Annotated in this window: 16 protein-coding genes; 5 read left to right on the forward strand and 11 right to left on the reverse strand. The window is 71.5% G+C overall.

All coding sequences use genetic code 11. The features are described 5' to 3' along the window. The first annotated feature begins 30 nt into the window (after positions 1–30). The 4 genes from AB0E78_RS37560 (at position 31) to AB0E78_RS37575 (ending at position 10,204) form a co-directional block, all read left to right on the forward strand. Positions 31–7,065 carry an SDR family NAD(P)-dependent oxidoreductase gene (locus tag AB0E78_RS37560; RefSeq protein WP_361842846.1) on the forward strand — a complete coding sequence of 2,345 codons (7,035 nt, stop codon included), beginning with the start codon at positions 31–33 and terminating at the stop codon, positions 7,063–7,065. Between the two features lie 54 nt (positions 7,066–7,119). Further along, positions 7,120–8,508, forward strand: coding sequence for an FAD-dependent oxidoreductase (locus tag AB0E78_RS37565; RefSeq protein ID WP_361842849.1), 1,389 nt, complete (start codon positions 7,120–7,122; stop codon positions 8,506–8,508). A gap of 65 nt (positions 8,509–8,573) precedes the next feature. Further along, on the forward strand, positions 8,574–8,771 hold the full coding sequence (locus AB0E78_RS37570; RefSeq protein ID WP_361842852.1) for a ferredoxin: 198 nt from the start codon (positions 8,574–8,576) through the stop codon (positions 8,769–8,771). Positions 8,772–8,986: 215 nt separating this feature from the next. Further along, complete coding sequence (locus AB0E78_RS37575) at positions 8,987–10,204, forward strand: cytochrome P450 (protein WP_361842855.1); 1,218 nt, start codon at positions 8,987–8,989, stop codon at positions 10,202–10,204. Positions 10,205–10,271: 67 nt separating this feature from the next. Here AB0E78_RS37575 and AB0E78_RS37580 read toward each other — a convergent pair whose 3' ends face one another. The 8 genes from AB0E78_RS37580 to AB0E78_RS37615 form a co-directional block, all read right to left on the reverse strand. Beyond that, complete coding sequence (locus AB0E78_RS37580; RefSeq protein WP_361842858.1) at positions 10,272–10,463, reverse strand: hypothetical protein; 192 nt, start codon at positions 10,461–10,463, stop codon at positions 10,272–10,274. Between the two features lie 50 nt (positions 10,464–10,513). After that, the gene (locus tag AB0E78_RS37585; RefSeq protein WP_361842861.1) at positions 10,514–11,152 is read right to left on the reverse strand and encodes a hypothetical protein; all 639 of its coding nucleotides are present in this window, start codon (positions 11,150–11,152) and stop codon (positions 10,514–10,516) included. Positions 11,153–11,245: 93 nt separating this feature from the next. After that, positions 11,246–12,286 carry an HAD-IIIC family phosphatase gene (locus AB0E78_RS37590; RefSeq protein ID WP_361842864.1) on the reverse strand — a complete coding sequence of 347 codons (1,041 nt, stop codon included), beginning with the start codon at positions 12,284–12,286 and terminating at the stop codon, positions 11,246–11,248. Next, on the reverse strand, positions 12,283–13,437 hold the full coding sequence (locus AB0E78_RS37595; RefSeq protein ID WP_361842867.1) for an acyl-CoA dehydrogenase family protein: 1,155 nt from the start codon (positions 13,435–13,437) through the stop codon (positions 12,283–12,285). Before AB0E78_RS37595 ends, AB0E78_RS37590 begins: the two co-directional genes overlap by 4 nt. Positions 13,438–13,468: 31 nt before the next feature. Beyond that, positions 13,469–13,750, reverse strand: a complete 282-nt coding sequence (locus AB0E78_RS37600; protein WP_361842870.1) for a phosphopantetheine-binding protein — start codon at positions 13,748–13,750, stop codon at positions 13,469–13,471. A 44-nt stretch (positions 13,751–13,794) separates the two neighbouring features. Continuing rightward, positions 13,795–14,646, reverse strand: coding sequence for a 3-hydroxyacyl-CoA dehydrogenase NAD-binding domain-containing protein (locus AB0E78_RS37605; RefSeq protein WP_361842873.1), 852 nt, complete (start codon positions 14,644–14,646; stop codon positions 13,795–13,797). Positions 14,647–14,662: 16 nt separating this feature from the next. After that, positions 14,663–17,140: an FkbM family methyltransferase gene (locus AB0E78_RS37610; RefSeq protein WP_361842876.1), complete on the reverse strand. Its 2,478-nt coding sequence runs from the start codon at positions 17,138–17,140 to the stop codon at positions 14,663–14,665. A 183-nt stretch (positions 17,141–17,323) separates the two neighbouring features. Continuing rightward, entirely contained in the window at positions 17,324–18,265 is a 942-nt protein-coding gene (locus AB0E78_RS37615; protein WP_361842879.1) for an aromatase/cyclase, read from the reverse strand. 175 nt (positions 18,266–18,440) lie between these two features. On the opposite strand from AB0E78_RS37615, the gene AB0E78_RS37620 reads away from it, so the two are divergent. Beyond that, complete coding sequence (locus AB0E78_RS37620) at positions 18,441–18,950, forward strand: nuclear transport factor 2 family protein (RefSeq protein ID WP_361842881.1); 510 nt, start codon at positions 18,441–18,443, stop codon at positions 18,948–18,950. 120 nt (positions 18,951–19,070) lie between these two features. Here AB0E78_RS37620 and AB0E78_RS37625 read toward each other — a convergent pair whose 3' ends face one another. The 3 genes from AB0E78_RS37625 to AB0E78_RS37635 form a co-directional block, all read right to left on the reverse strand. Beyond that, entirely contained in the window at positions 19,071–19,853 is a 783-nt protein-coding gene (locus tag AB0E78_RS37625) for a thioesterase domain-containing protein (RefSeq protein ID WP_361842884.1), read from the reverse strand. 21 nt (positions 19,854–19,874) lie between these two features. After that, positions 19,875–20,696 (reverse strand): AfsR/SARP family transcriptional regulator, encoded by an 822-nt coding sequence (locus AB0E78_RS37630; RefSeq protein WP_361842887.1) that lies wholly within the window; start codon positions 20,694–20,696, stop codon positions 19,875–19,877. Between the two features lie 136 nt (positions 20,697–20,832). Continuing rightward, entirely contained in the window at positions 20,833–21,597 is a 765-nt protein-coding gene (locus tag AB0E78_RS37635; protein WP_361842889.1) for an alpha/beta fold hydrolase, read from the reverse strand. Positions 21,598–21,707 lie beyond the last annotated feature (110 nt).

The raw sequence follows: 21,707 nt of genomic DNA on the forward strand, positions 1-21,707 counted from the left end.
GCCCACCTCGGCACCCCCGAACTCAACCGCATGCGCCGCCAAGGCATCACCGCCCTCACCACCACCCAAGCACTCACCCTCCTCGACACCGCGATCGCCCAGCCGCATGCCCACCTCACGCCACTCAAGCTGGAAACCACGGCGATCCAGCGGGAGTTCGACCGCACCGGCGAGGCTCCGGCCCTGCTGCGGGGGCTCCTGCGCGCCGGTCGTCGGCGGGCGTCCGGCGCGTCCGGAAGCGGCACCTTGCGGGACCGGCTTTCGGCGCTCGGCGAGAGTGAGCGCCGCGAGGAGCTGATGAACCTGGTCCGTGGCGAGGCCGCCACCGTCCTTGGGATCCCCCACGCCACAGTGCTCGGGGCCGATCAGGTCCTGAAGGACCTCGGCATGGACTCCCTCATGGCCGTCGAGCTGCGCCGACGCCTCTCCACCACGACCGGCGTCGCGCTCCCCGCCACCCTCGCCTTCGACCACCCCACCCCCACCGCCATCACCCAACTCCTCCTGCAACGCCTCGAACTCACGGCCAAACCGAAGAAGGCCCGCAAAACCGCACGCACCCTCACCCAGGCCGACGAACCCATCGCCATCGTCTCCATGGCCTGCCGCCTGCCCGGCGGCATCCACACCCCCGAAGCCTTCTGGAACCTCCTCTCCGAGGGCGGCGACGCCATCAGCGGCTTCCCCAAACGCTGGGAAAACCTCGGCATCTACGACCCCGACCCCGAAGCAGCCGGCAAAAGCTACGCCCGCGAAGGCGGCTTCCTCACCGACATCGAAGGCTTCGACGCCGAGTTCTTCGGCATCTCCCCCCGCGAAGCGATCGCCATGGACCCCCAACAACGGCTGGTCCTGGAGACCTCCTGGGAAGCCCTGGAGCGGGCAGGCATCCGACCCGACACCCTCACCGAAAGCCGCACCGGCGTCTACCTCGGCACCATGGGCTCCGACTACGACAACCAGCACAACCACGACCTCGACGCACTCGACGGCTACCTCGGCACCGGCAACGCCAGCAGCATCATCTCCGGACGCCTCTCCTACACCCTCGGCCTCCAAGGCCCAGCGCTCACCGTCGACACCGCCTGCTCCTCCTCGCTCGTCGCGATGCACCTGGCCATCAACGCCCTGCGCACCGGCGAATGCGAACTCGCCCTTGCGGGCGGCGTCACCGTCATGTCCACCCCCACCCTCTTCGTCGAGTTCTCCCGCCTCAAGGGCATGGCCACAGACGGACGGTGCAAGAGCTTCTCCGACGACGCGGACGGTGCGGGCTGGTCCGAGGGGGTCGGCATCCTCGCCCTCAAGCGGCTCTCCGACGCCCAGCGCGACGGCGACAACGTACTCGCGGTGATCAAGGGTTCGGCAGTGAACCAGGACGGCCGCAGCCAGGGGCTGACCGCTCCCAACGGGCCCGCTCAGCAGCGCGTCGTCCACGACGCCCTGAGCTCCGCTCGCCTCACCCCCGCCGACATCGACGCCGTCGAAGCCCACGGCACCGGCACTCCCCTCGGCGACCCCATCGAAGCCGGCGCCCTGACCGAAATCTTCGGCCCCGGCCGGGCTGCCGACCGGCCCCTCTACCTCGGGTCCTCCAAGTCCAACATCGGGCACGCACAAGCCGCCGCCGGTGTCACGGGCGTGATCAAAATGATTCTCGCCCTCCAGCATCAGACCCTCCCCAAGACACTGCACGCCGAGGCACCCAGCAGCCACATCGAATGGGACGGCAGCGGCCTGGAACTCCTCCAGGACAACCGGCCCTGGCAGCGCGGCACAGGGCGCATACGCCGGGCAGGCATCTCGTCCTTCGGCCTGAGCGGCACCAACGCCCACGTCATCCTCGAAGAGGCCCCGGAGAGCACCCCGGTGGCGGATGAGACCGCCCCCGACGGTGCGTTCCCGCTCCCCCTCCTCGTCTCCGCCCGCACACCCGACGCCCTCCGTGCCCAGGCCGGTCAGTGGGCCGCCTGGCTCGCGGGCCCGGACGCCGCCGGGCTGCCCGCCGTGGCGGCGACGTCGGCACTGCACCGCACCCACTTCGACGTACGGGCCGCCATCCTGGCCTCATCGGCCGAGGAAGCCACGCAGGCGCTGCGCGCCCTCGCGTCCGACAGTGCGCATCCGGACCTCGTCGAGGGACAGGCCGTGGACGGCGGCACCGCGATCCTGTTCACCGGGCAGGGCAGTCAATACCCGGGTATGGGCGCGGAGTTGTACGAGACGTTTCCTGTGTTCCGCCAGGCGTTCGACGAGGTCTGCGCCGCGGTCGATCCGCACCTTGGCCGCTCCCTTGCCGACGTGGTCTTCGCCGTGGACAACGGAAGCGAGGGCGATGGCCACAGCGACGGAGCTGAATCCGCCGTCCATCGAACAGAGTTCACGCAGCCCGGTCTGTTCGCTCATGAGGTCGCCCTGTACCGGCTTCTGGAGTCGTGGGGCGTGACCGCGTCCGCGGTCTCCGGCCACTCCATCGGTGAGCTCGCCGCGATCCACGTCGCGGGCGTCATCGGACTTGAGGACGCGGCGCGGCTGGTCGTGGCGCGCGGACGGCTGATGCAGGGGTGCCGGACCGGAGGCGCGATGGTCTCGGTGGAGGCGGCCGAGGACGAGGTCCGTGCCGTGCTCGCGGACGCCGAGGGACACGTCTGCGTCGCCGCGCTCAACTCGCCGTCCCAGACGGTGCTGAGCGGGGACTCCGACGCGGTGCGTGCCGTCGCCGCGGTCTTCGCGGACCGGGGCCGGCGCACCCGCGAGCTGACCGTCTCGCACGCGTTCCACAGCGGCCACATGGACGCCATGCTGGAGGCGTTCGCCGAGGTCGCGGCCCGCTGCCGGTTCGACGCGCCGCGCATTCCCGTGGTCGACGCCGTGTCGGGCCGGTGGTCCGGCACCGACACGGCGGCGGGCGAGGGCATCCGCAGCCCGGAGCACTGGGTGCGGCAGGTGCGCGAGGCGGTGCGGTTCACCGATGTGGTGGCCACCCTGCGCGAGCGCGGCTTCCGGCGGTTCCTGGAGTGCGGTCCCGCGGGCGTGCTGTCCGCGATGGGGACGGAGTGCGTCGGCGACGCCGTCTTCGTGGCGGCGCGGCGCAAGGGCGAGGGCGAGGCGCGGTCGCTGCGGTCCGCCCTGGGGCGCCTGCACGTGGCCGGGCACGCGGTCGACTGGACCCGTGCGGCCGGTACCGGCGCGGCGCGCGCCGACGGCCTGCCGACGTACGCCTTCCAGCACGAGCGTTACTGGCTGGAGAGCACGCGCGGTGGGGATGTGCGCGGTGCGGGCCTGCAGTCGGCCGACCACCCGTGGCTGACCGCGACGGCGACGCTGGCGGGCGGCGACGGGCACCTGCTGTCCGGCAGGCTGTCGTCGGCCGACCATCCCTGGCTGGCCGGGCACGCGGTGTTCGACTCGGTGCTGCTGCCGGGCACGGGACTGCTCGATCTGGCCTTCGCCGCTGCCCGTACGGTGGGCGCCGCGCGGGTGGCCGGGCTCACCCTCGCTCGCCCGCTGGTCCTCAGGGACGATGTCCCGGTGCGGCTCCAGGTGCGGGTCGGCGGTGTGTCGGCCGATGGCCGGCGCCCGGTCGCGATCCACAGCCAGCCCGAGGACACGACCGACCAGCAGACGTGGACCCTGCATGCCGAGGGCGAGCTGGACGACGCCCGGTCAGCGGCCGACGGGGCGTTCACGGAGCTGAGCAGCTGGCCGGTGCCGGGGGCGGAGCCCGTCGGGCTCACCGACTTCTATGACCGGATGGCGGACCGGGGCGTACGGTACGGGCCCGAGTTCCGGGGGCTCGCCGAGCTGTCGCGGCGCGGCCGGGTGGCGTACGGCCGGATCGTGCTGCCGCAGGCCGTGGCGGACGGACTGGACGTCGCCGGTTTTGGTGTGCACCCGGCCCTGTTCGACGCGGCGCTGCACGCCCTCGCGGGCACTGGGCCGGAGGATGCGGACGACGACGCGGCCTCCGTGCTGCTGCCCTTCGCGTGGACGGACGTCGAGCTGTACGCGACCGGGAGCACGGAGCTCCGGGTCCGGGTCGAGCTCACGGAATCGGCGGACGGCGGGCCGGGCCGTGCCTCGGTGCTGCTGGCCGACGCGACGGGTGCGCCGGTGGCGCTGGCCCACGGCCTGGATCTTCAGCGCGCGACGGCCGAGCAGTTGCGCGGGGCGGGGCGGAGCGAGTCCGATCACCTGTACCGCGTCGAGTTCCAGCCCGTCGCGCCGACCGAGCCGGCCGTCGCCGGGTCCGGTGCGGATGCCCCCGTGGTCCTGGGGGCGGACGGCTTCCTGGCGGCCGCGCTCGGGGCCGAGGTCGTGGCGGGTGCCGCCGACCTGGCCCGCATGACGCCCGTACCGCGCCGTGTAGTGGTGGACCGCTGCGTGCCGGGGGCCGTCGACGGTCCGTCGGCGGACCGCGTCCTGACAGCGGCGCAGTACGAACTGGAGCTTTTGCAGGGCCTGTTGGCGGACCCCGCACTCGCGGACACCGAGTTCGTGTGGGTGACGGGCGACGCGATCGGCGTCCGGCCCGATGACGTGGTCGTGGCCCCTGAGCTGGCGACCGTATGGGGTCTGGTCCGTACGGCGCGGGCGGAGTACCCGGAGCGGGTGCTGCGGCTGCTCGACGTCGGCGCCGACGCCCGGCACCCGGAGCTGATCGCCGCGGCGGTCGCGGACACGGACGAGCCGGAGCTGGCGCTGCGCGGGGACACCGTGCTCGCCGCCCGTCTGACGCGGGCGGCGGCCGGTGACTCGGTGCCCGTACCGCGCCCGCAGGACGGCGCGTGGGCCCTGGACGTGCGGGAGAAGGGCCGCCTCGACACCTTCACCTGCGTGCCGGTGGAGCAGGGCGGGCCGTTGGGCCCGCAGGAGGTGCGCGTCCAGGTGCGGGCCGCCGGGCTCAACTTCCGGGACGTGCTCAACGCCCTGGACATGGTGCATGCGCCGAAGCTCGGCCTGGAGTGTGCGGGGGTCGTCCTTGAGGCGGGCCCCGGCGTGTCGCACCTGCGGGTCGGGGACCGTGTGATGGGTCTGGCGGTAGGTTCGTTCGGCACCGAGGTGCGGGCCGACGCCCGGGTGATGGTGCGGATTCCGGACTCCCTGACGTTCGCCCAGGCGGCGACCGTGCCGCTGACGTTCCTGACGGCGTACCGGGGTCTGGTCGATCTGGGTGGGCTGCGGACGGGCGAGAAGGTGCTCGTGCACGCCGCAGCAGGCGGCGTCGGCATGGCCGCCGTCCAACTCGCCCAGCACCTGGGCGCCGAGGTCTACGGAACCGCCAGCCCCGGCAAGTGGGACACCCTGCACCGCATGGGCCTGGACGACACCCACATCGCCCACTCCCGCAACACCCACTTCGAGACCAAATGGGCCGACCAGCAACTCGACGTCGTCCTCAACTCCCTGGCCCACGAATTCGTCGACGCCTCCCTGCGCCTCCTCCCCGAAGGCGGCCGCTTCCTGGAAATGGGCAAGACCGACATCCGCGACGCCACCGACGTCGCCACCACCCGCCCCGGCGTCCACTACCAGGCCTTCGACCTGATGGACGCGGGACCGGAGCGCATCCAGGAACTCCTCCAGGAACTGACCGCGCTCTTCGAGGCGGGCGCGGTGGAGCCGCTGCCGTTCCACGCGTACGACGTCCGGGAGGCGCCCAGTGCCTTCCGTTTCATGGCACAGGGCCGGCACACGGGCAAGATCGTGCTCACCGTCCCCCGCCCCCTGGACCCCCAAGGCACGATCCTGATCACCGGCGGCACCGGAGAACTCGGCCAACAGGTCGCCCAACGCCTCGTACAAGAACACGGCGCACGCCACCTCCTGCTCACCTCACGCCGAGGACCCAACACCCCCGGAACCACCGAACTGCGCGACCAACTACGCCAGATGGGCGCCGAATCGGTCGACGTCCGCGCCTGCGACATCGCCGACCCCGACCAGTCCACCCACCTCCTCACCACCCTGGACCGCCCCCTCACCGCCGTCATCCACCTCGCCGGAATCATCGACGACGGCCTCCTCACCGGCCAGAACCCCCAACGCCTGGCCACCGTCTTCGCCCCCAAAGCCACCGGCGCCACCCACCTCCACGAACTCACCAAGAATCTCGACCTCACCACCTTCGTCCTCTTCTCCTCCGCCGCCGGCACACTCGGCTCCCCCGGACAGAGCACCTACGGCGCCGCCAACGCCTACCTCGACGCCCTCGCCGCCCACCGCCGCGCCCACGGACAACCCGCCCTCAGCCTCGCCTGGGGCCTATGGGAACAAAACGGCACCGGCATGACCGCCCACCTCACCGACGCCGACCTCGCCCGCATGCGACGCGGCGGCGCCGCAGCACTCACCACCACCGAAGGCCTCGACCTCCTCGACACCGCACTCACCCGCCCCGAACCACAACTCACCCCCGTGAAACTGGATCTTGCCGCTCTGCAGCAGCAGTCGGAACTGCCGCCGCTGTACGGGGTGTTGGTGCGTCCGAAGCTGCGCCAGGCGGCGGCCGCGGCCGAGCGGGGTTCGGAGTTCATGGAGCGGCTCGCCGCACTGGGCGACGAGGAGCGCCTCACGACGCTGACGGAGTTCGTACGCGTGGAGGCGGCGGCAGCAGCGGGGCTGGCGGGCACCGCTTCCGTGACCGCGGAGAAGCCGCTCAAGGAGCTGGGGCTCGACTCGCTGATGTCGGTCGAGCTGAAGAACCGCATCTCCCGGCAGACGGGCACCGAGATGCCGAGCACGCTGGCCTTCGACTATCCGACGCCGAAGGCGATCGCCGCATACCTGCACCGCAGGCTCGACTTCGGCGGCGCCGCACGGGGCGGGGCGGCGCAGGACGGCCCGCCGCAGGACCCGGCGGCGGCCGCTCAGTGGGCGCTCGCCCAGGTCGATCCGGTACTGCTGCGCGAGAGCGGGCTGCTGGCCCAGCTGATCGAGCTGGCCCGGCGCGGCGGTGCCACGCAACAGGGTGGCACCGAGGAGGCGTTGCAGCTGGCCGGTGAGCTGACCGACTCCGAGATCGACCAGGCCCTGGACGCGGTGCTCGGTGACATCGCCGCCTGACCGGGCGTGCCCGCGAACGCGCACAGCCCCCGTGAACACAGAAGGAGACATGCGATGAGTGCTCGGACCGCCGTGGTGATGGGCGGTGGCATCGCCGGACTCTCGGCGGCGCTGCTGCTGGCCCGGCAAGGTTTCACCGTGACCGTGCTGGAACGCGACGCGGCGCCGCCGGAGGAGCTGGCGGACATCTGGGACTGGAACCGCCCCGGCGCCCCTCAGATGCGTCAACTCCACACGTTCCTGGGCCTGTTCCGCCGGGACCTGCTCACGCACCTGCCCGATGTCTACGAGGACCTGCTGGCGAACGGCGTGGAGGACATCGCGGTCGGCACGCCGTCGGGCACCGGCGGCGGTGACCCGGACCTCGCGGTCCTCGCGTCGCGCCGCCCGACCGTGGAGTGGGCACTGCACCGGGCCCTGCTCAAGGAGCCCGACGTCCAGCTTCGGTACGGCACTTCGGTGCGCCGGGCCGAGGTGTCGGGCGGGCGTGTTCGCGGGGTCCAGGTGCGCGGCGGGCTCGTCGAGACGGATGTGCTGATCGACGCCGCAGGCCGGCGTTCGCCGCTGCGGGACGACTTCACGGTGCTGGAGCAGGAGGTGGAGTGCGGGGTCGTCTACAACACCCGCTTCTTCCGACTGCGTGACGGAGCTGCCCGGCCCGCGCTGCAGCGCGGCATCACCACGATGGTCGCCGGGATCGGCTTCGGAGCCGGGCTCTTCTACCACGACAACCGGACGTTCGCGATCGGCCTTGGCAGGCTGCCGGACGACGACGCTCTCAAGGCGCTGCGCGACACCGACGCCTTCGACCGGGTCACCCGGCTGTTCCCCGAGTTCGCGCCGTGGCTGGCGGAGGAGGTGAGCGAGCCGTTGACCGAGGTGGTGCCGATGGCAGGCCTGCGCAACACGCTGCGCTCCCTCGCACCGCAGGCCCCGGCCGGGTACTTCGTCCTTGGCGACGCGCTGTGCACCACCGACCCCGCCTTCGGGCGCGGCGCGTCGGTGGCGATGCACCAGGCGGTGCAGCTCACGCAGGCGTTCGCACAGGCGCCGGACGAGGCGCCCGGCCTGGCAGGGCAGGTCACCGAGGAGGTGCTGCGCTGGGTGCGGCCGCTGTTCGAGGACTCCGTACAGGCGGACATCGGGCGCACGAAGCTGTGGGAGGCGGCCCTGACCGGCGTGGATCTTCCGCTGGGGCCCGGCAGCCCCGCGGCGAACGCGTTCACGCTGATGGAGGCGGGCGAGCACGATCCGGTCCTGTGGGAGACGGCGCAGCGCTGCGCGAACCTGCTGGCTCCGCTGGAGACCCTGGACACGCCGGAGACCAGGGAGCGGCTGCGGCTGCTGCGGAGTTCGGGCTGGCGGCCCGCCGTGCCGACCGGCCCCAGCCACGCCGAGGTGGCCGGGGCGGCCGCCGGGACGCTCCAGCTCCAGGCCCGTTGAGACCACGGCCGTACCTCATCACAGCTTCAGCACAGCCTCAGAAACGATCGAGAAGGAGAAGTGACATGCGGATCGAGATCGACCCGGGGCGCTGCATGGGAGCGGGGCAGTGCGTCCTCGCCGCGGGCGCGGTGTTCGACCAGAGCGACGAGAGCGGTGAAGTGCTGCTGGTGGGCGGCGACTTGGTCTCACCGGAGCAGGAGGAGGCGGTACGGGACGCGGTGGCCGACTGCCCTTCGGGGGCGCTCACCCTGGCCGGCTGAGTACCGGTTGACGTCGAGCGAAACGGACTGTCACACTTCTGTGGTGCCACCGCTGTGTGTTCTTCCAGCGGTGTCCGGCCTTCGAAAGGGCCGCCCGGAGTGTTCCTCCGGGCGGCCCTTTTTCTTTGCCCCGGGCCCCTCCCGTTGCACCGCTTCTCCCTCTCACCCCCCACCCCTCGCTCCGCACACTCCCCCTACGAACATCGGAGTCCTGAATGACGATCGACACCGGCACGGCCTCCCGGCAGGAGGCGGCGGACGCGCGCTCGCTGCCGATGAGCCATGAGTGCCCCTTCACTCCCCCGGCCGAGCTGGGCCGGCTCCGCGCGGAGGAGCCCGTGAGCCCGCTGGCCTACCCGGACGGTTCGGTCGGCTGGCTGGTCACGGACCACACCCTGGCCAAGGCGGTGCTCACCGACGGGCGGTTCAGCGCCCGCGGCGAGCTGCAGCGCTCGCCGGTCCCCTACGGTCTCGCCGAGCCCGAGCCGGCCAGGCCCGGCGGGTTCATCTTCATGGACCCGCCGGACCACACCCGCTACCGCAAGCACCTCACCGGCCAGTTCACGGTCCGGCGCATGAAGGTCCTGGAGGCCAGGATCGAGGAGATCACCGACCAGCGGCTGGCGGCGATGCGGAAGAACGGGCCGACGGCGGAGCTGGTGGGCGATTTCGCGCTGCCCATTCCCTCGCTGGTGATCTGCGAACTGCTCGGCGTGCCTTACGAGGACCACGACTTCTTCCAGCGCAACTCCTCGTCGATCTTCGACCTGGGGCAGAGCGTGGAGGAGATCCAGCAGGCGTTCGGCGCCCTGGTGGGGTACCTCGCCGAACTGCTCGGCCGCAAGCGCGCCCGGCCGACCGACGACCTGCTGAGCAATCTGGCCGCGGGCAGCGACCTGAACGACGAGGAACTGATCGGGGTGGCGCTGCTGCTCCTGGTGGCCGGGCACGAGACGACGGCGAACATGATCGCCCTCGGCACCTTCGCCCTGCTCCGTCATCCCGAACAGCTCCAACTCCTGCGCGACGACCCGTCATTGATGGACAACGCGGTGGAGGAGCTGCTGCGGTACCTGAGCATCATGCACGTCGGTCTGGTACGGGCCGCCCTGGAGGACGTCGAGCTCGGCGGGCGCACGGTCAAGGCGGGCGAGGTCGTCACCGTGTCCGTCTCCGCCGCCAACCGCGACCCCCAGAAGTTCGACCTGCCGGAAGAGCTCAGCATCACCACGCCCGCGAACGGGCATCTGGCGTTCGGGCACGGCATCCACCAGTGCCTGGGTCAGCAGCTGGCCCGCATCGAGATGCGCATCGCGTACAAGGGGCTGCTGCGGGAGTTCCCGGGGCTGCGGCTCGCCGTGCCGGCTGACGAGGTGCCGATGCGCAGCGACATGAGCATCTACGGGGTGCACCGGCTCCCGGTCACCTGGTGAACGAACGACTGCCCGCGAGGCCTGGGGCCTGGCGGGCAGTCGTGTCGGCAGCGGCGGAGCGTGCGGCTCAGGCCGCGGCTCGCTTGGCGACGAGCTCGATCAGCTCCTGGACGGAGTACTCGGCACGTCCGGGGCGGCCGTAGCGGGTGAGCTTTCCCCTGCTGGCCCACTTGCGGATGGTGGCCTCGGGAACACCGGCGGCCATGGCGGCGAGCTGAGTGGGGATCGTACGAATACGCGGTCGGTGTGCGACGGACATGGGGCGCCTTCCGTGATCCGGTGGTGGGGTGGGGGGCGGGGCGGCCTGCCTCAGGCGGTGCGGCCGCTCAACAGCAGCCATTGGTGCGGCGGTACGACATGGCCCGCGCCGCACCGCAGGACGTGGGTCGCCGCGGGGTCGTCCGTGCGCAGGCGGGCCCGGACCTCCTCGCCGCAGTCGTCGACGGGGCAGGGGCCGAGCTCCTGGTGGACGACGGGCCGCGGCAGGACGGCGGCCCGCGCCATGTTGGTGACCCGGCGGATCTCCGCCACGCAGTCGGCGGCCGCCGGATGGGCGGCCAGCCAGTCCAGGTGCAGCCGCAGGAAAGCGGCGAGCGGCCCGACCTCGCGTCGGCGGGGGCCCGCGACGTGGCGTTCGGCCACGACCACCCCGGCCCAGGAGGCGAGCACGGGCAGCAGGTCGCCACGGGCCTCGAGGGCCGCTTCATTGAGCCGGATCCCCTGCCGCGAGCGCCCCGAGCTGACCCGTTCGGTCAGTCCGGGGCGGCTGGGCGTCAGTTCCGCCCCGCAGTTCGCGTAGAGGTCGGGAAGGCTGCGCAGGTTGTCCCGCAGCCGGTCCCGGCAGACGGCGCACAGCCGCAGGCCGGGGGCTGCCGTGCGCACCTGCTGCGCGCCGGAGTGCCGGTCCTTGAGGCAGTCCGCCGCCTGGCACAGTGACTGGGTTCCCACGTCTGTCCTCCTCGCTCCTCGACGCCGACCAGTATGGCCGGGGGGTCTGGAGGAACACTCGACCATCCGTCCAGAGGGTGGCCGGCGGGTGGTTCACCGCCCGACCGTGACGTCCATGTACGGGGGGAAGCCCTGCAGGTGGGTGCCGTCGTGCTCGAGCACCGACACCTCGCCGTGCTTCTCGACCTCGCGGAAGCCGGCGAACTTGTAGGTGACGAACATGGTCCGGTTGCGGCTGGTGGGCACGAACTCCGCCCGCAGTCTCTCGCCCGCGCCGTGGGCCTCGGCGATCAGGTGGCGGAGCAGCACGGAGCCGACGCCTCGCGACATGACGCGGCACGACATCAGCAGCAGCTTGACCGTGCGGACGCCGTCGCCGCGCTCCACCAGGGCGAGACCGATCTTGCCGTACGTCCCGTACCTGTCCTCCAGGCCCGCGACCAGGAGGTCGTGGTCGGGCGAGCGGCGGAAGGCGTCCAGTTCCTCGTACGCGTACGTGTAGCCGGTGGCGTTGAGCTGGTTGGTGCGCACCGTGAGCTCCTCGGCGCGCTGCAGGTCGCGCTCCTGGGCGGGCTCGATGGTGAAGCGCATGCCGAGCGAGGCCAGGAACTCCTCGTCGGTGCCGTGGTGGGTGTCCTCGGCCTGCTTGCGGCGGGCGTCGGCGCGGTAGAGGTGGCGGCGCTCGCGCGAGTCGGCGGTGACGAACCGGGGCTGCATCCGCGCGAGCGCGGGGATGCCGGCCACGTCGAGGGCGTCGATGGTGAGGACCTGCTCGTGAGCGAAGCGGACCTCGTCACGCTCGAAGGGCTGGTCGTCGACGAAGGCGAGCGTGTCGATGCCGATGTTGATCGTCTCGGCGACGGTCCGCAGCGAATCGGACTTGTTGCCCCAGTTGATCTGCGGGTACAGGAAGTACTCGGCGATGCCGAGCTCCTCCAGCTTCGCCATGGCCGCGTCGTGGTCGTTGCGGCTGGCGATGGAGTGCAGGATGCCGCGCTCGTCGAGCGTACGGATGACGTCGACGACGCCGGGGCGCAGCGTGACATCACCGTCCTCCAGGAGCACGCCGTCCCACACGGTGTTGTCGAGGTCCCACACCACGCACTTGACGGTGGTGACGGTCGTCGCGGTCATCGTTCGCTCCTTCGCGCTCCGCGCTCTTGGAACGCGTACTCGGCAAGGCCCACTTGGTGGAGCTGTGCGCTGCCCTCGATGATCTCCATGACCCGGGAGTCACCGAGGTGGCGCTGGACGGGGTAGTCGGCACCGCAGCCGTTGGCGCCGTGGATCTGTACGGCGTCCAGGGCGGCGCGGCCCGCGGCGGTGGCCGCGAAGTACTTGGCGGTGGAGGTGGCCGCCAGCGCGCCGGGGTCGCGCTCGTCGCGCAGCCGTCCGGCCTCCAGGCACAGCAGGCGCGCGGCACGGGCGTCCGTGTACATGTTGCTGATCATGCGGCGGACCAGCTGGTGCTCCTTGATGGGGGAGCCGAACTGCTCGCGCTCGCCCGCGTAGTCGACGCTCGCCGTGAGGCAGGCGTCGAGGATACCGACGCAGCCCCATCCGACCGTGTAGCGGCCGAGGTCGAGGGCCGCGCCGACGACGTGCGAGACGCCGAGCCCCGGGCGGGCGAGGAGGTTGGCGTCCGGCACCCGGCAGCTCTCCAGGTACACGTGCGCGGTCATCGAGGCGCGGATGCCGACGAGGTCCTCGATCAGCTCGGTGCGCAGGCCGGGCGTATCGCGTTCCACGAGCAGGGCGGTGGGACCCTGCTCGCCGCGGCCCACGACGAGGAACAGGTCCGCGGTGTGCCCGTACGTCGTCCACTTCTTGTGGCCGTCGACGATCCAGTCCGCGCCGTCGCGCGTCAGCCGGGTGGTGACCGAGGAGGCGTCGCTGCCCGCGCCCGGTTCGGAGACGGCGAGTGCGCCGATGGTCTCGCCGCGGGCGAGGCGGGGCAGCCAGGTCTCCTTCTGGGCGCGGCTGCCCCAGCGTGCGACGGCGTGCGCCACCATCGTGTGGACGGTGAGCAGGCTGCGTATGGAGGAACAGGCGCGGCCGAGTTCCCCGGCGAGCAGGCCGAGGGTCACCGCGTCGCAGCCCCCGCCGCCGTACTGGCGCGGCACGGGCAGGCCGAGCAGCCCTTCGTCCGCCAGGAGCCGCACGACGTGCTCGGGCGTGCGTTGTGCGCGGTGCCAGGCATCGGCGTGCGGGGCGATCGCATCGTCGGCGAACGCCCTGAACTCCTTGAGGGATTGCGCCTGTTGAGCGCTGAGGGAACCGGTCATCGTCGTGTCTCTCCCGCCGTCGCCCCGCGCCTCAGCCGGCGGCCGGGACGGCCAGCTTGCGCGTGACGAAGGCGTCGAGGGCGCTGATGGAGCGGAAGTACTCCAGTTCCAGGTCCTCGTTCTCGACGGTGATGCCGAATTCGTGCTCGACGAAGGAGACGAGCTGCATCGCGAACATCGAGCTCACGAAGCCGAGTTCGAAGATGTCGTCGTCGTCCTTGAGGTCCTGCACCGGGAAGAAGCGGGAGAGGTAGGCCGCGATGCGGGCCCGGGTGGCCGTGGCGTCCGCGGTTCCCGTGGTGTCCGTGCTCATGTCTGGATCCGTCCTGTCTCGTCTGGTGGGTGCGGTACGGGGTTTCAGCGGTACTTGTGGAAGCCCTCGCCGCTCTTGCGGCCGTGCAGACCGGCGGCGACCATCTTCTTCAGCAGGGGGGCGGGGCGGTACTTGTCGTCGTTGAAGCTCTCGTAGAGCACCTCGACCGACTTGAGGATGGTGTCCAGACCGATGAGGTCGGCCGTCTCCAGCGGGCCCATCTTGTGGTCGAAGCACGTCTTGAAGATCCGGTCGACGTCGGCCGCGGGGGCGACGCCGTCCTGGACGAGGAAGGCGGCCTCGTTGATGGTGAGCATCAGGACGCGGTTGGAGACGAAGCCCGGCACGTCCTGGACGACGACGCACTCCTTGCCCAGTTCGGCGAGGAAGCGGCGGGCGGCGTCGAGGGTCTCCTCCGTGGTGTGGTAGCCGCGGATCACCTCGACCATCGGCTTCATCGGCACCGGGTTCATGAAGTGCATCCCGACGACGCGCTCGGGGCGCGAGGTGGCCGAGCCGACACGGGTGATGGAGATCGCCGAGGTGTTCACGGCGAAGATCACATCGGGGCGCACGATGCGGTCGATCCGCTCGTACACCTCCTTCTTGATGTTCCAGTCCTCGGTGACGTTCTCGACCACGAAGTCGGCCTTGGCGAGGAGTTCGTAGTCGGTGGTGAACTCGATCTTGTCGAAGATGTCTGCTTGATCGATGCCCGCGCCCCGGTTGAACATGGCGTACGCGCGCAGGCTGGTGCGCAGTTCGCGGCGGGCGCCGTCGAGCACCTCGTCGTTGATGTCGACGAGGACCACCCGGTGGCCGGTCTGTGCGAGGTTCTGTGCGACACCGACGCCCATGACGCCGGCACCGACAACCCCTACGGTCGTGTATTCCATGGCTGGTACGACTCCGTCAGTGAGCGCCGCGCACGGCGTAGATGTTGTGGATGTCGGTGCCGACGTAGAGGTCGTCCTGCTCGGCGGTGACCGTGAAGCCGTGGCCGCGGAGCAGTTCCACGAGACGGGCGACCTCACCGTCGGCGTCGTGCACCTCCAGCACCATCTGCTGGATCTTCGGCCAGTCCTCGTCGTCGATGCCGTCGATGACCTGGCGTTCGCTCTTCTGTACGTCGATCTTGATGAGGTCGATGCGCTCGATGCCCTGCTCGCGGATGATCGCGCTCAGCGGGCGCAGCGTGGCGGTGAACTCGACGGCCTCGAAGCGGACGTCGATCAGTTCGTCGTCGGAGACCAGCTCGGCGACGTCCGCGTCGCCCTGCGCCTGCTGCTGGTTGGCGATGATGGTGCGCAGGTTGTGCTTCTCCTCCGCCTCGTCGGGGTGGAAGGAGGACATGCCCGTGCTGCGCGGGTAGAAGGTGAAGTCGGCGGTGGTCTCCGCGTCGGAGACACCGATCCTGAAGAGTTCGGCCCGCACGCCGTGTTCGGCGACGTTCTGGCTCAGCAGCTCGAACATCGGCGGGGCCGGCTCGAAGGTGAAGACGCGGACGTCCTTGGCCTCGTAGTGCGCGAAGAGCGTGAACAGGCCGATGTTGCCGCCGACGTCGACGACGGTGGCGCCGTCGGGGATGGATATGCCGTTCTTGGCGTACGTGCGGTGGTCGAAGATGTCCTCGTAGAAGTGGAGGGTCTCCGCGTCGTTCTGGTGGTGCACCGTCAGGCCGTTGGGCAGCTGGATGGTGGCCCGCGAGTTGCCGGTGAAGGAGGTGCCCCCGTCATCGGCCGGCTCGCCGCCGGAGCGCAGGACGTCGATGGCGTGCGCCATGCGGGTCAGGGTGGACCACTCGTACACCTGGCGCAGTGTCAGGTCGATGTCGAAGGTGCGCTTGACGCGCAGGATGAGCCGACTGGCGAGCAGCGAATTGCCGCCGAGCTCGAAGAAGCTGATGTCGTGCGGGAGTTGGTCCTGCTTGAGCAGCCTGGCCCACAGGCCGTACAGCTCCTGCTCGGTGCCGGTGCTCTCGTGCGGTTCGTCGGCGCGTGCGGCGGTGGCACCCTCGGCGACGATGTCGAGCCCGGCGGCCGGGAAGCCGGTCCAGTCGATGTCGGCGCCCGCGAGCCACAGGCGGCCGAGCGCCTTGAGCGCGACCGCCGAGTCGGACAGCCGTTCCAGCGGGTGGCGCATGGAGGCGACGACGGTGCCCGCCGCGGTGCCGCGCGCCTCGGTGGCCATGCTGCACAGGGTCTGGCCGGGGCCGGCCTCCAGGAGCAGCGGCGTGCCGGCGAGGACCTGCAGTCCCTCGTGGAAGCGGACCGGGCTGACCATGTGCCGGGCCCAGTACGCCGGATCGGTGGCCTCGGCGTCGGTGATGAGCCGGCCGGTGACGTTCGAGACGTAGGGGATCGCCGGGGCGTTCAGGGTGAAGGTGCGCGCGAGCGCGGTGAGCTCGTCGACGACGGGCGCCATCATCGACGAGTGGAAGGCGTGCGTGGACTGGACGCGGCGGTTGACCACACCGCGGTCCTTCAGGGTGCGCTCCAGCGCCTCGACCGCGCCGATGGGTCCGGCGGCCACGCAGAACTCGGGGCCGTTGACCGCGGAGAGTGAGACGTCCGCGCCGAGCAGCGGGCGGATCTGCTCCTCGGGGAGCATGACGGCGAGCATGGCGCCGTGCGGCAGCGCGTCGATGAGCGCCGCGCGGCGGGCGACGAGCGTCAGCGCGTCCCCGAGGGAGAGCACTCCGGCGAGGGTGGCCGCGACGTACTCGCCGAGGCTGTATCCGATCATGACCGACGGCCGGGTGCCCCAGGACTCCCAGAGCCGGGCCAGCGCGTACTCGATGGCGAAGAGCGCGGGCTGGGCCAGGCGCGTGGCGTTCAGGCGCCGCTCGTTCTCGCTGCTCGGCCCGGTGTCACGGCCGAGCATGCGGCGCAGGTCGATGACGGGGGCCTGCTCGGCGCTGTCCTGGTCCTGCGCCGCCGGGCCGGGGAAGACGGCCTCGCGGATGTCCAGGCCGAGCTCGGGGAGCAGCGTCTGCGCGCACTCGTCGAGGGCGTCCCGGAAGACGGGGAAGTCGCGGTACAGGTCGCGGCCCATGCCGAGGTAGTGGTCGCCGAGGCCCGGGAACATGAAGGCGATCGGCGCGTTGCCGTCCGGGGCGCCCCGCTCCGGCACCTTCGCGCCGAGCTCCGTGGCGACGCCGTCTCCGGCGAGTACGGCCCCCCGGTGGGCGCCGTCGCCGAGCGTGCGGATGCGTACCGGCACGTCCTCGTGGCCGTCGGCGCCGGTGAACCGGGCCTTGAGCCCGGCGAGGCCGGCGTCGAGCGTGCTGCCGCTGTCCCCGCCGACCAGGGCGAGATGCCAGAGGACCGGGCTGGAGGAGGCAGCCGCTGCTTCGCGCCTCGCCTCGGCTGTGGTGGTGTTGGGGCTCATGCCTCTCCTAGAGGTATCGGCCGGCCGGAAAGGACCGAGCGTCCGCTGCCGCCCCACGCCCCTCCGAGGTGTCCGTCATCAGGGAATCCTGCTGGCGGCGCCTAGAGCGGGGCCGGAGCTGCGGTGGACGCTCCACCGTGCCGGAAGCTGTACGCAGGTGCCCGCGGGCGCCTCGCAAGGGGTTCACAGGACGCGAATGGCGGACTCCGCGTAGTTCTTGGCCAGTTCGAGGGTGGCCCTGGAGCCGCGGCCGATCTCCTCGCGCACCAGGCGACGGGCCGTGGCGAGCCGGGTGCCGGGACCGAGGATCCGCTCGACGGCCTCCTCCCGCAGCACGACGCTGTGCTGCGAGACGACCGTCGCCCCGGTCTCGTCGGGCACCACCGACCACTCGCCGGTGTGGCCCGCGAGCAGCGGGTGCGGGACGGTCTGTTTATGGACGATGCGTTCGGCGTGCGGAAAGCAGATGCGCACCGACTCGGTGGCGCGGGTGCCGCCTGCCACGTCCATGGTTTCCATGGACATGACCTGGACGCCGGGACTGTCCTCGGTCAGGTCGAGCCGGGTCACGTGCGGAATCAGATGGGGCCAGTCGTCCGCCTGGTAGAGGAAGTCGTAGACCAGTTCGGCCCCGCCCCTGACCCGCACGGAGCTCTCGAAGGACAGGACGAGGTCGTCGAGCCGGGTCCAGCACGCGGCGAGCCGCTGCAGACCGGCCAGTTCGGCACGGGAGTTGGTCTCGCAGGCCAGCTCGGCCCACGCCACGTCCCCCGGGTGGTCGCCGACGACCGTGAAGTCGTGCAGCAGGGTCAGCCGGCTGGTGCCGCCGGGCCGCTCCTCGACGATCCAGGCACCGCTCATCGATTCCACCGGCGCCTGGGGCAGGGTCTGGCAGAACTCGATGCGGCGCGCCCGCGGGTCCTGCACCCGCTCCGAGATCCACGAGCGGACCTCGCCGTTGGCCGTCGCCCACATCCGCAGCCGCTCGCGGGTCCCGTCGAACTCCAGCCGCTCCACGTGCACATGCGGCGGGGAGAACAGCGGCAGGCGCACCGCGTCCGCGATCAGCCCGTAGACCACCCCGGCCCCCGCGTCCACCTCGACGGAGTGCGAAGTATGGTGCACGCGCCCACCCGACACTATGAACACTTCGTCCTCATTTCCTCGGTGTGCACCCCGGTATGACCCCCACCGTCCGCCCTGCCGCTTGAGGAATCTTCGAAGCGCGCTCAATCCGTGGCTCGGAGAGTGTCGGCATCCGCTCGAACGTCGGGACCCAGCGACGGAAAAGGACACAGCCATGAGAGCCGAGATAGCCGCCCCCTCTGAACTCGCCGTCAAACAGCAGGAGTTCGGCACGCTTTACGCCCGAGTCCAGCAGTTCTACGCGCACCAGATGCAACTCTTCGACGCGCACGACGCCGAGCGCTGGGCCGGGACGTTCACCGAGGACGCGGTCTTCGCCGTGCCGACGCTGGACGAGCCGCTGCGCGGGCGGGCCGCGCTCGCCGCGAGCGTGCACCGCAACAGGGCTCAACAGGAGCGCGGAAAGGAGCAGTTGAGGCACTGGCTCGGCATGCTCGACGTGCAGCCGCAGCCCGACGGCACCCTGCGCGTACGGGCCTACACCCTGGTGTACGCGACGCCGCACGGCGGCGGGCCGCGGGTGTCCCGGGTGTGTGTCCTGGAGGATGTGCTGGTCCGCTCACGCGGCAAGTGGCGCACCCGCTCGCGCCTGGTGACCCGCGACGATCTCGGCCTGGGCGAGGTCACCGGCGGCGTCGACGGACTTGCGGGCAGGGCGGCTTGACGGACGGCCGACCCTCGGGCGCCGGGCGGCCGACCCTCGGGCGCCGGACGGCCGGGGCGCGCGGGTGGGGTGCGGGGCGGGATGTGCTGAGTACTCCCCCGCGGTGCTGATCCAGCGCGTTCAGCGGGCGGACGGAGCGGGCACCGGCGCCGTCCGGCGCCGCGCCGGGGCCGTCCGCCGCACGACACGGCTCGCGCGCCCGATCAGCCGGGGAAGTTCGGGGCCGTTCACGAAGTAGTGGTCACCGGGCACCGTGTGCAGCGCGAACGGCCCGGTGGTCCACCACCGCCAGCCGGTCAGCGCGCGGGCCCCGGCGTGCGGGTCGTCCGCGCCGGCCACGGCGAGCACGGGCACCCGCAGCCGCCCGGCGGCGGACGGCAGGCGAGCGGCGCCGCGCAGGGCGTGCGCGAGGACGAGGTCGTCGCGCAGCACCGGCAGGACCGAGCGGTGCCAGAGCCCGCCCGGTCGCGCGCCCTCGGGTACCGCACCCAGTTCGCCGAGCAGGCCGAGCAGTTCCGGTTCGGGGCTCCGACAGGCGTCCGCGAGGGCGCAGGGCGCGTCGGGCGGTGGGCAGGCGCCGACCACGAGCAGCGCGGGCCCCGGCAGGCCCGTCTCGTGCAGGGCGCGGGCCACGGTGTAGGCGACCATCGCGCCGAGGCTGTGCCCGTACAGCACGTAGGGGGTGCCGTCATCGTGCGCGAAGTGCTCCATCACCTCGGCGAGCAGGGCCTCGCGTCCCGTGATCCGGGGTTCGTCGCGCCTGCTGTCGCGGCCGGGCAGCAGATGCGGCACGCTCTCGGCGCCGGTGCCGAGAGCGTCTTGCCAGCCGGAGAAGGAGGAGACGCCGGCACCTGCGTGGGCGAAACAGTGGACCCGCGGGGGCGGTCGCCGAGCGTCGGACATGGCTGCGTCCCTTCGCCGGGCTCAGGCCGTGTACAGGTCGAAGGTGGAGCTGCGGCGCGGCCCACTGGCGATGTCGAGGGCGGGGTCGACCGCCAGCATCGCCTGGTGCAGGCGCTGCAGTTGAGGCGCGGGTTCCACGCCGAGGTCCTCGATGAGCCGGACACGCAGCCTGCGGTAGACGTCCAGTGCCGTGGCCTGCCGTCCCGAGCGGTACATGGCCACCATCGCCTGTGAGTGCAGCCCTTCGTGCTGGGGGTGGCGGGCGATCAGGTCGGTGAGTTCGGCGATGACCTCGGTGTGCCGGCCCAGGCGCAGATCGGCGTCGATACGGCGCTCGACGGTGACCACGCGGCTCTCCTCCAGGCGCATGACCTCGATCTCCAGGATCGGTCCGACCCTGACGTCGACCAGGGCCGGACCCTGCCACATCGCGAGGGCGTCGCGGAACAGGGTCGCCGCCCGCTCGTCCTCACAGGCGTCCAGGGACGCCTGGCCCGCGGCCACCAGTTCCTCGTAGCGGTACACGTCGACGAATGCGGGCGGAATCTGCAGCAGATAGCCGCCGTGTCGGGTGGCGAGTACCTCCTTGGCGTTGCCCGGCGCGTCAGGACCCATCGCCGTGCCCAGGCGCCGGCGCAGTTGCAGGATGTACGTCTGCAGCGTCGTCATGGCGCTCTGGGGCATGTCGGTGCCCCAGACCTCCTCCATGAGGGTGGGCACGGGAACCACCCGGCCGGGGTAGGAGGCGAGCAGCGCGAGGAGCTGCCTCGGCTTGCCCGCCGTCGGAACGATGGATACACCGTTGACGTCGGCGCTCAACGGGCCCAGAACCTTTATCTGCACGGTTTCCTCCCATAGCCGATCGAGTTCCACCGATGACGGAAAGCTATCGGCGCATCGCACCGTAGCCCCGTTCGCGCCACCGGCACCGGGATCTCGAACCGTGCTCAAGCGACCTTCCAGCCGGGCGGGCGCACCGTCACGGAGTCATGGCCGACGTCCTCGCCAGATGCTCCCCGATGACGGACACCACGTCGTCGGCACGGTCCACGAGGAAGAAGTGGCCGCCGGGCAGGACGTTCAGCTCGAAGGAGCTCACCGTGTGCTGCTCCCAGCCGCGGACCTCGTCGACGGGCGCCTTGGCGTCGCTGTCGCCGGTGAAGGCGGTCACCGGGCAGGTGAGGGCCGCCCCGGGGCGGAAGCGGTAGCGCCGTACCGCCCCGTAGTCGGCGCGCAGCGCGGGCAGGATCATCTCCAGCACCTCGGGGTCGTCGAGGAGCCCGTCACCCGTGCCGTTCAACGACCGTATCTCCGCGATGACTTGCTCGTCAGTACGCGGCTGGCGGTCGCCGTGCCGGTCGTGCGCGGGCGCCCTGCGGCCGGAGACGAACAGCTCCGTTGGCCCGCGTCCCGCGGCCTCCAGGCGGCGCGCGGCCTCGAAGCCGACGATGGCGCCCATGCTGTGCCCGAACAGCGCGTACGGCCGGTCGTCGAGCGGCTCGAGCTGCTCGGCGACCGCGTCGGCGAGCGTCTCGATGTCCGCCGCCGGCTGCTCGTAGCGCCGGTCCTGGCGGCCCGGGTACTGCACGGCCAGGACCTCGACATGGGGCGAGAGGGCCTTGGCCACCGGGAAGTAGAAGCTGGCCGAACCTCCCGCGTGGGGCAGGCACACCAGGCGCACGGGCGCCTCGGGAGCGGGCTGGTAGTTCCGGAACCAGAGGGAAGCGGCAAGGGTGCCGGTCATGAGTTCTCCTAGCCGATCGCGAGCACATCTCGGCCCACCATGGACGCCCGGACGCCGGCCCCGACTCCCCTAACCGTCCCCTATTTCCGGGCGGGGCGGGGAAAGGGGAT

This window comes from Streptomyces sp. NPDC032198, assembly GCF_040636975.1.
Classification (GTDB): domain Bacteria; phylum Actinomycetota; class Actinomycetes; order Streptomycetales; family Streptomycetaceae; genus Streptomyces.

What these genes read in the sequence shown, in the direction of transcription:
- AB0E78_RS37565 (WP_361842849.1), top strand. Translation starts at nt 7,120, where the DNA reads ATGAGTGCTCGGACCGCCGTGGTGATGGGCGGTGGCATCGCCGGACTC.
- AB0E78_RS37580 (WP_361842858.1), bottom strand. Translation starts at nt 10,463, where the DNA reads ATGTCCGTCGCACACCGACCGCGTATTCGTACGATCCCCACTCAGCTC.
- AB0E78_RS37590 (WP_361842864.1), bottom strand. Translation starts at nt 12,286, where the DNA reads ATGACCGCGACGACCGTCACCACCGTCAAGTGCGTGGTGTGGGACCTC.
- AB0E78_RS37635 (WP_361842889.1), bottom strand. Translation starts at nt 21,597, where the DNA reads ATGACCGGCACCCTTGCCGCTTCCCTCTGGTTCCGGAACTACCAGCCC.
- AB0E78_RS37605 (WP_361842873.1), bottom strand. Translation starts at nt 14,646, where the DNA reads ATGGAATACACGACCGTAGGGGTTGTCGGTGCCGGCGTCATGGGCGTC.
- AB0E78_RS37570 (WP_361842852.1), top strand. Translation starts at nt 8,574, where the DNA reads ATGCGGATCGAGATCGACCCGGGGCGCTGCATGGGAGCGGGGCAGTGC.
- AB0E78_RS37600 (WP_361842870.1), bottom strand. Translation starts at nt 13,750, where the DNA reads ATGAGCACGGACACCACGGGAACCGCGGACGCCACGGCCACCCGGGCC.
- AB0E78_RS37625 (WP_361842884.1), bottom strand. Translation starts at nt 19,853, where the DNA reads ATGTCCGACGCTCGGCGACCGCCCCCGCGGGTCCACTGTTTCGCCCAC.
- AB0E78_RS37560 (WP_361842846.1), top strand. Translation starts at nt 31, where the DNA reads ATGCGCCGCCAAGGCATCACCGCCCTCACCACCACCCAAGCACTCACC.
- AB0E78_RS37575 (WP_361842855.1), top strand. Translation starts at nt 8,987, where the DNA reads ATGACGATCGACACCGGCACGGCCTCCCGGCAGGAGGCGGCGGACGCG.
- AB0E78_RS37620 (WP_361842881.1), top strand. Translation starts at nt 18,441, where the DNA reads ATGAGAGCCGAGATAGCCGCCCCCTCTGAACTCGCCGTCAAACAGCAG.
- AB0E78_RS37595 (WP_361842867.1), bottom strand. Translation starts at nt 13,437, where the DNA reads ATGACCGGTTCCCTCAGCGCTCAACAGGCGCAATCCCTCAAGGAGTTC.
- AB0E78_RS37610 (WP_361842876.1), bottom strand. Translation starts at nt 17,140, where the DNA reads ATGAGCCCCAACACCACCACAGCCGAGGCGAGGCGCGAAGCAGCGGCT.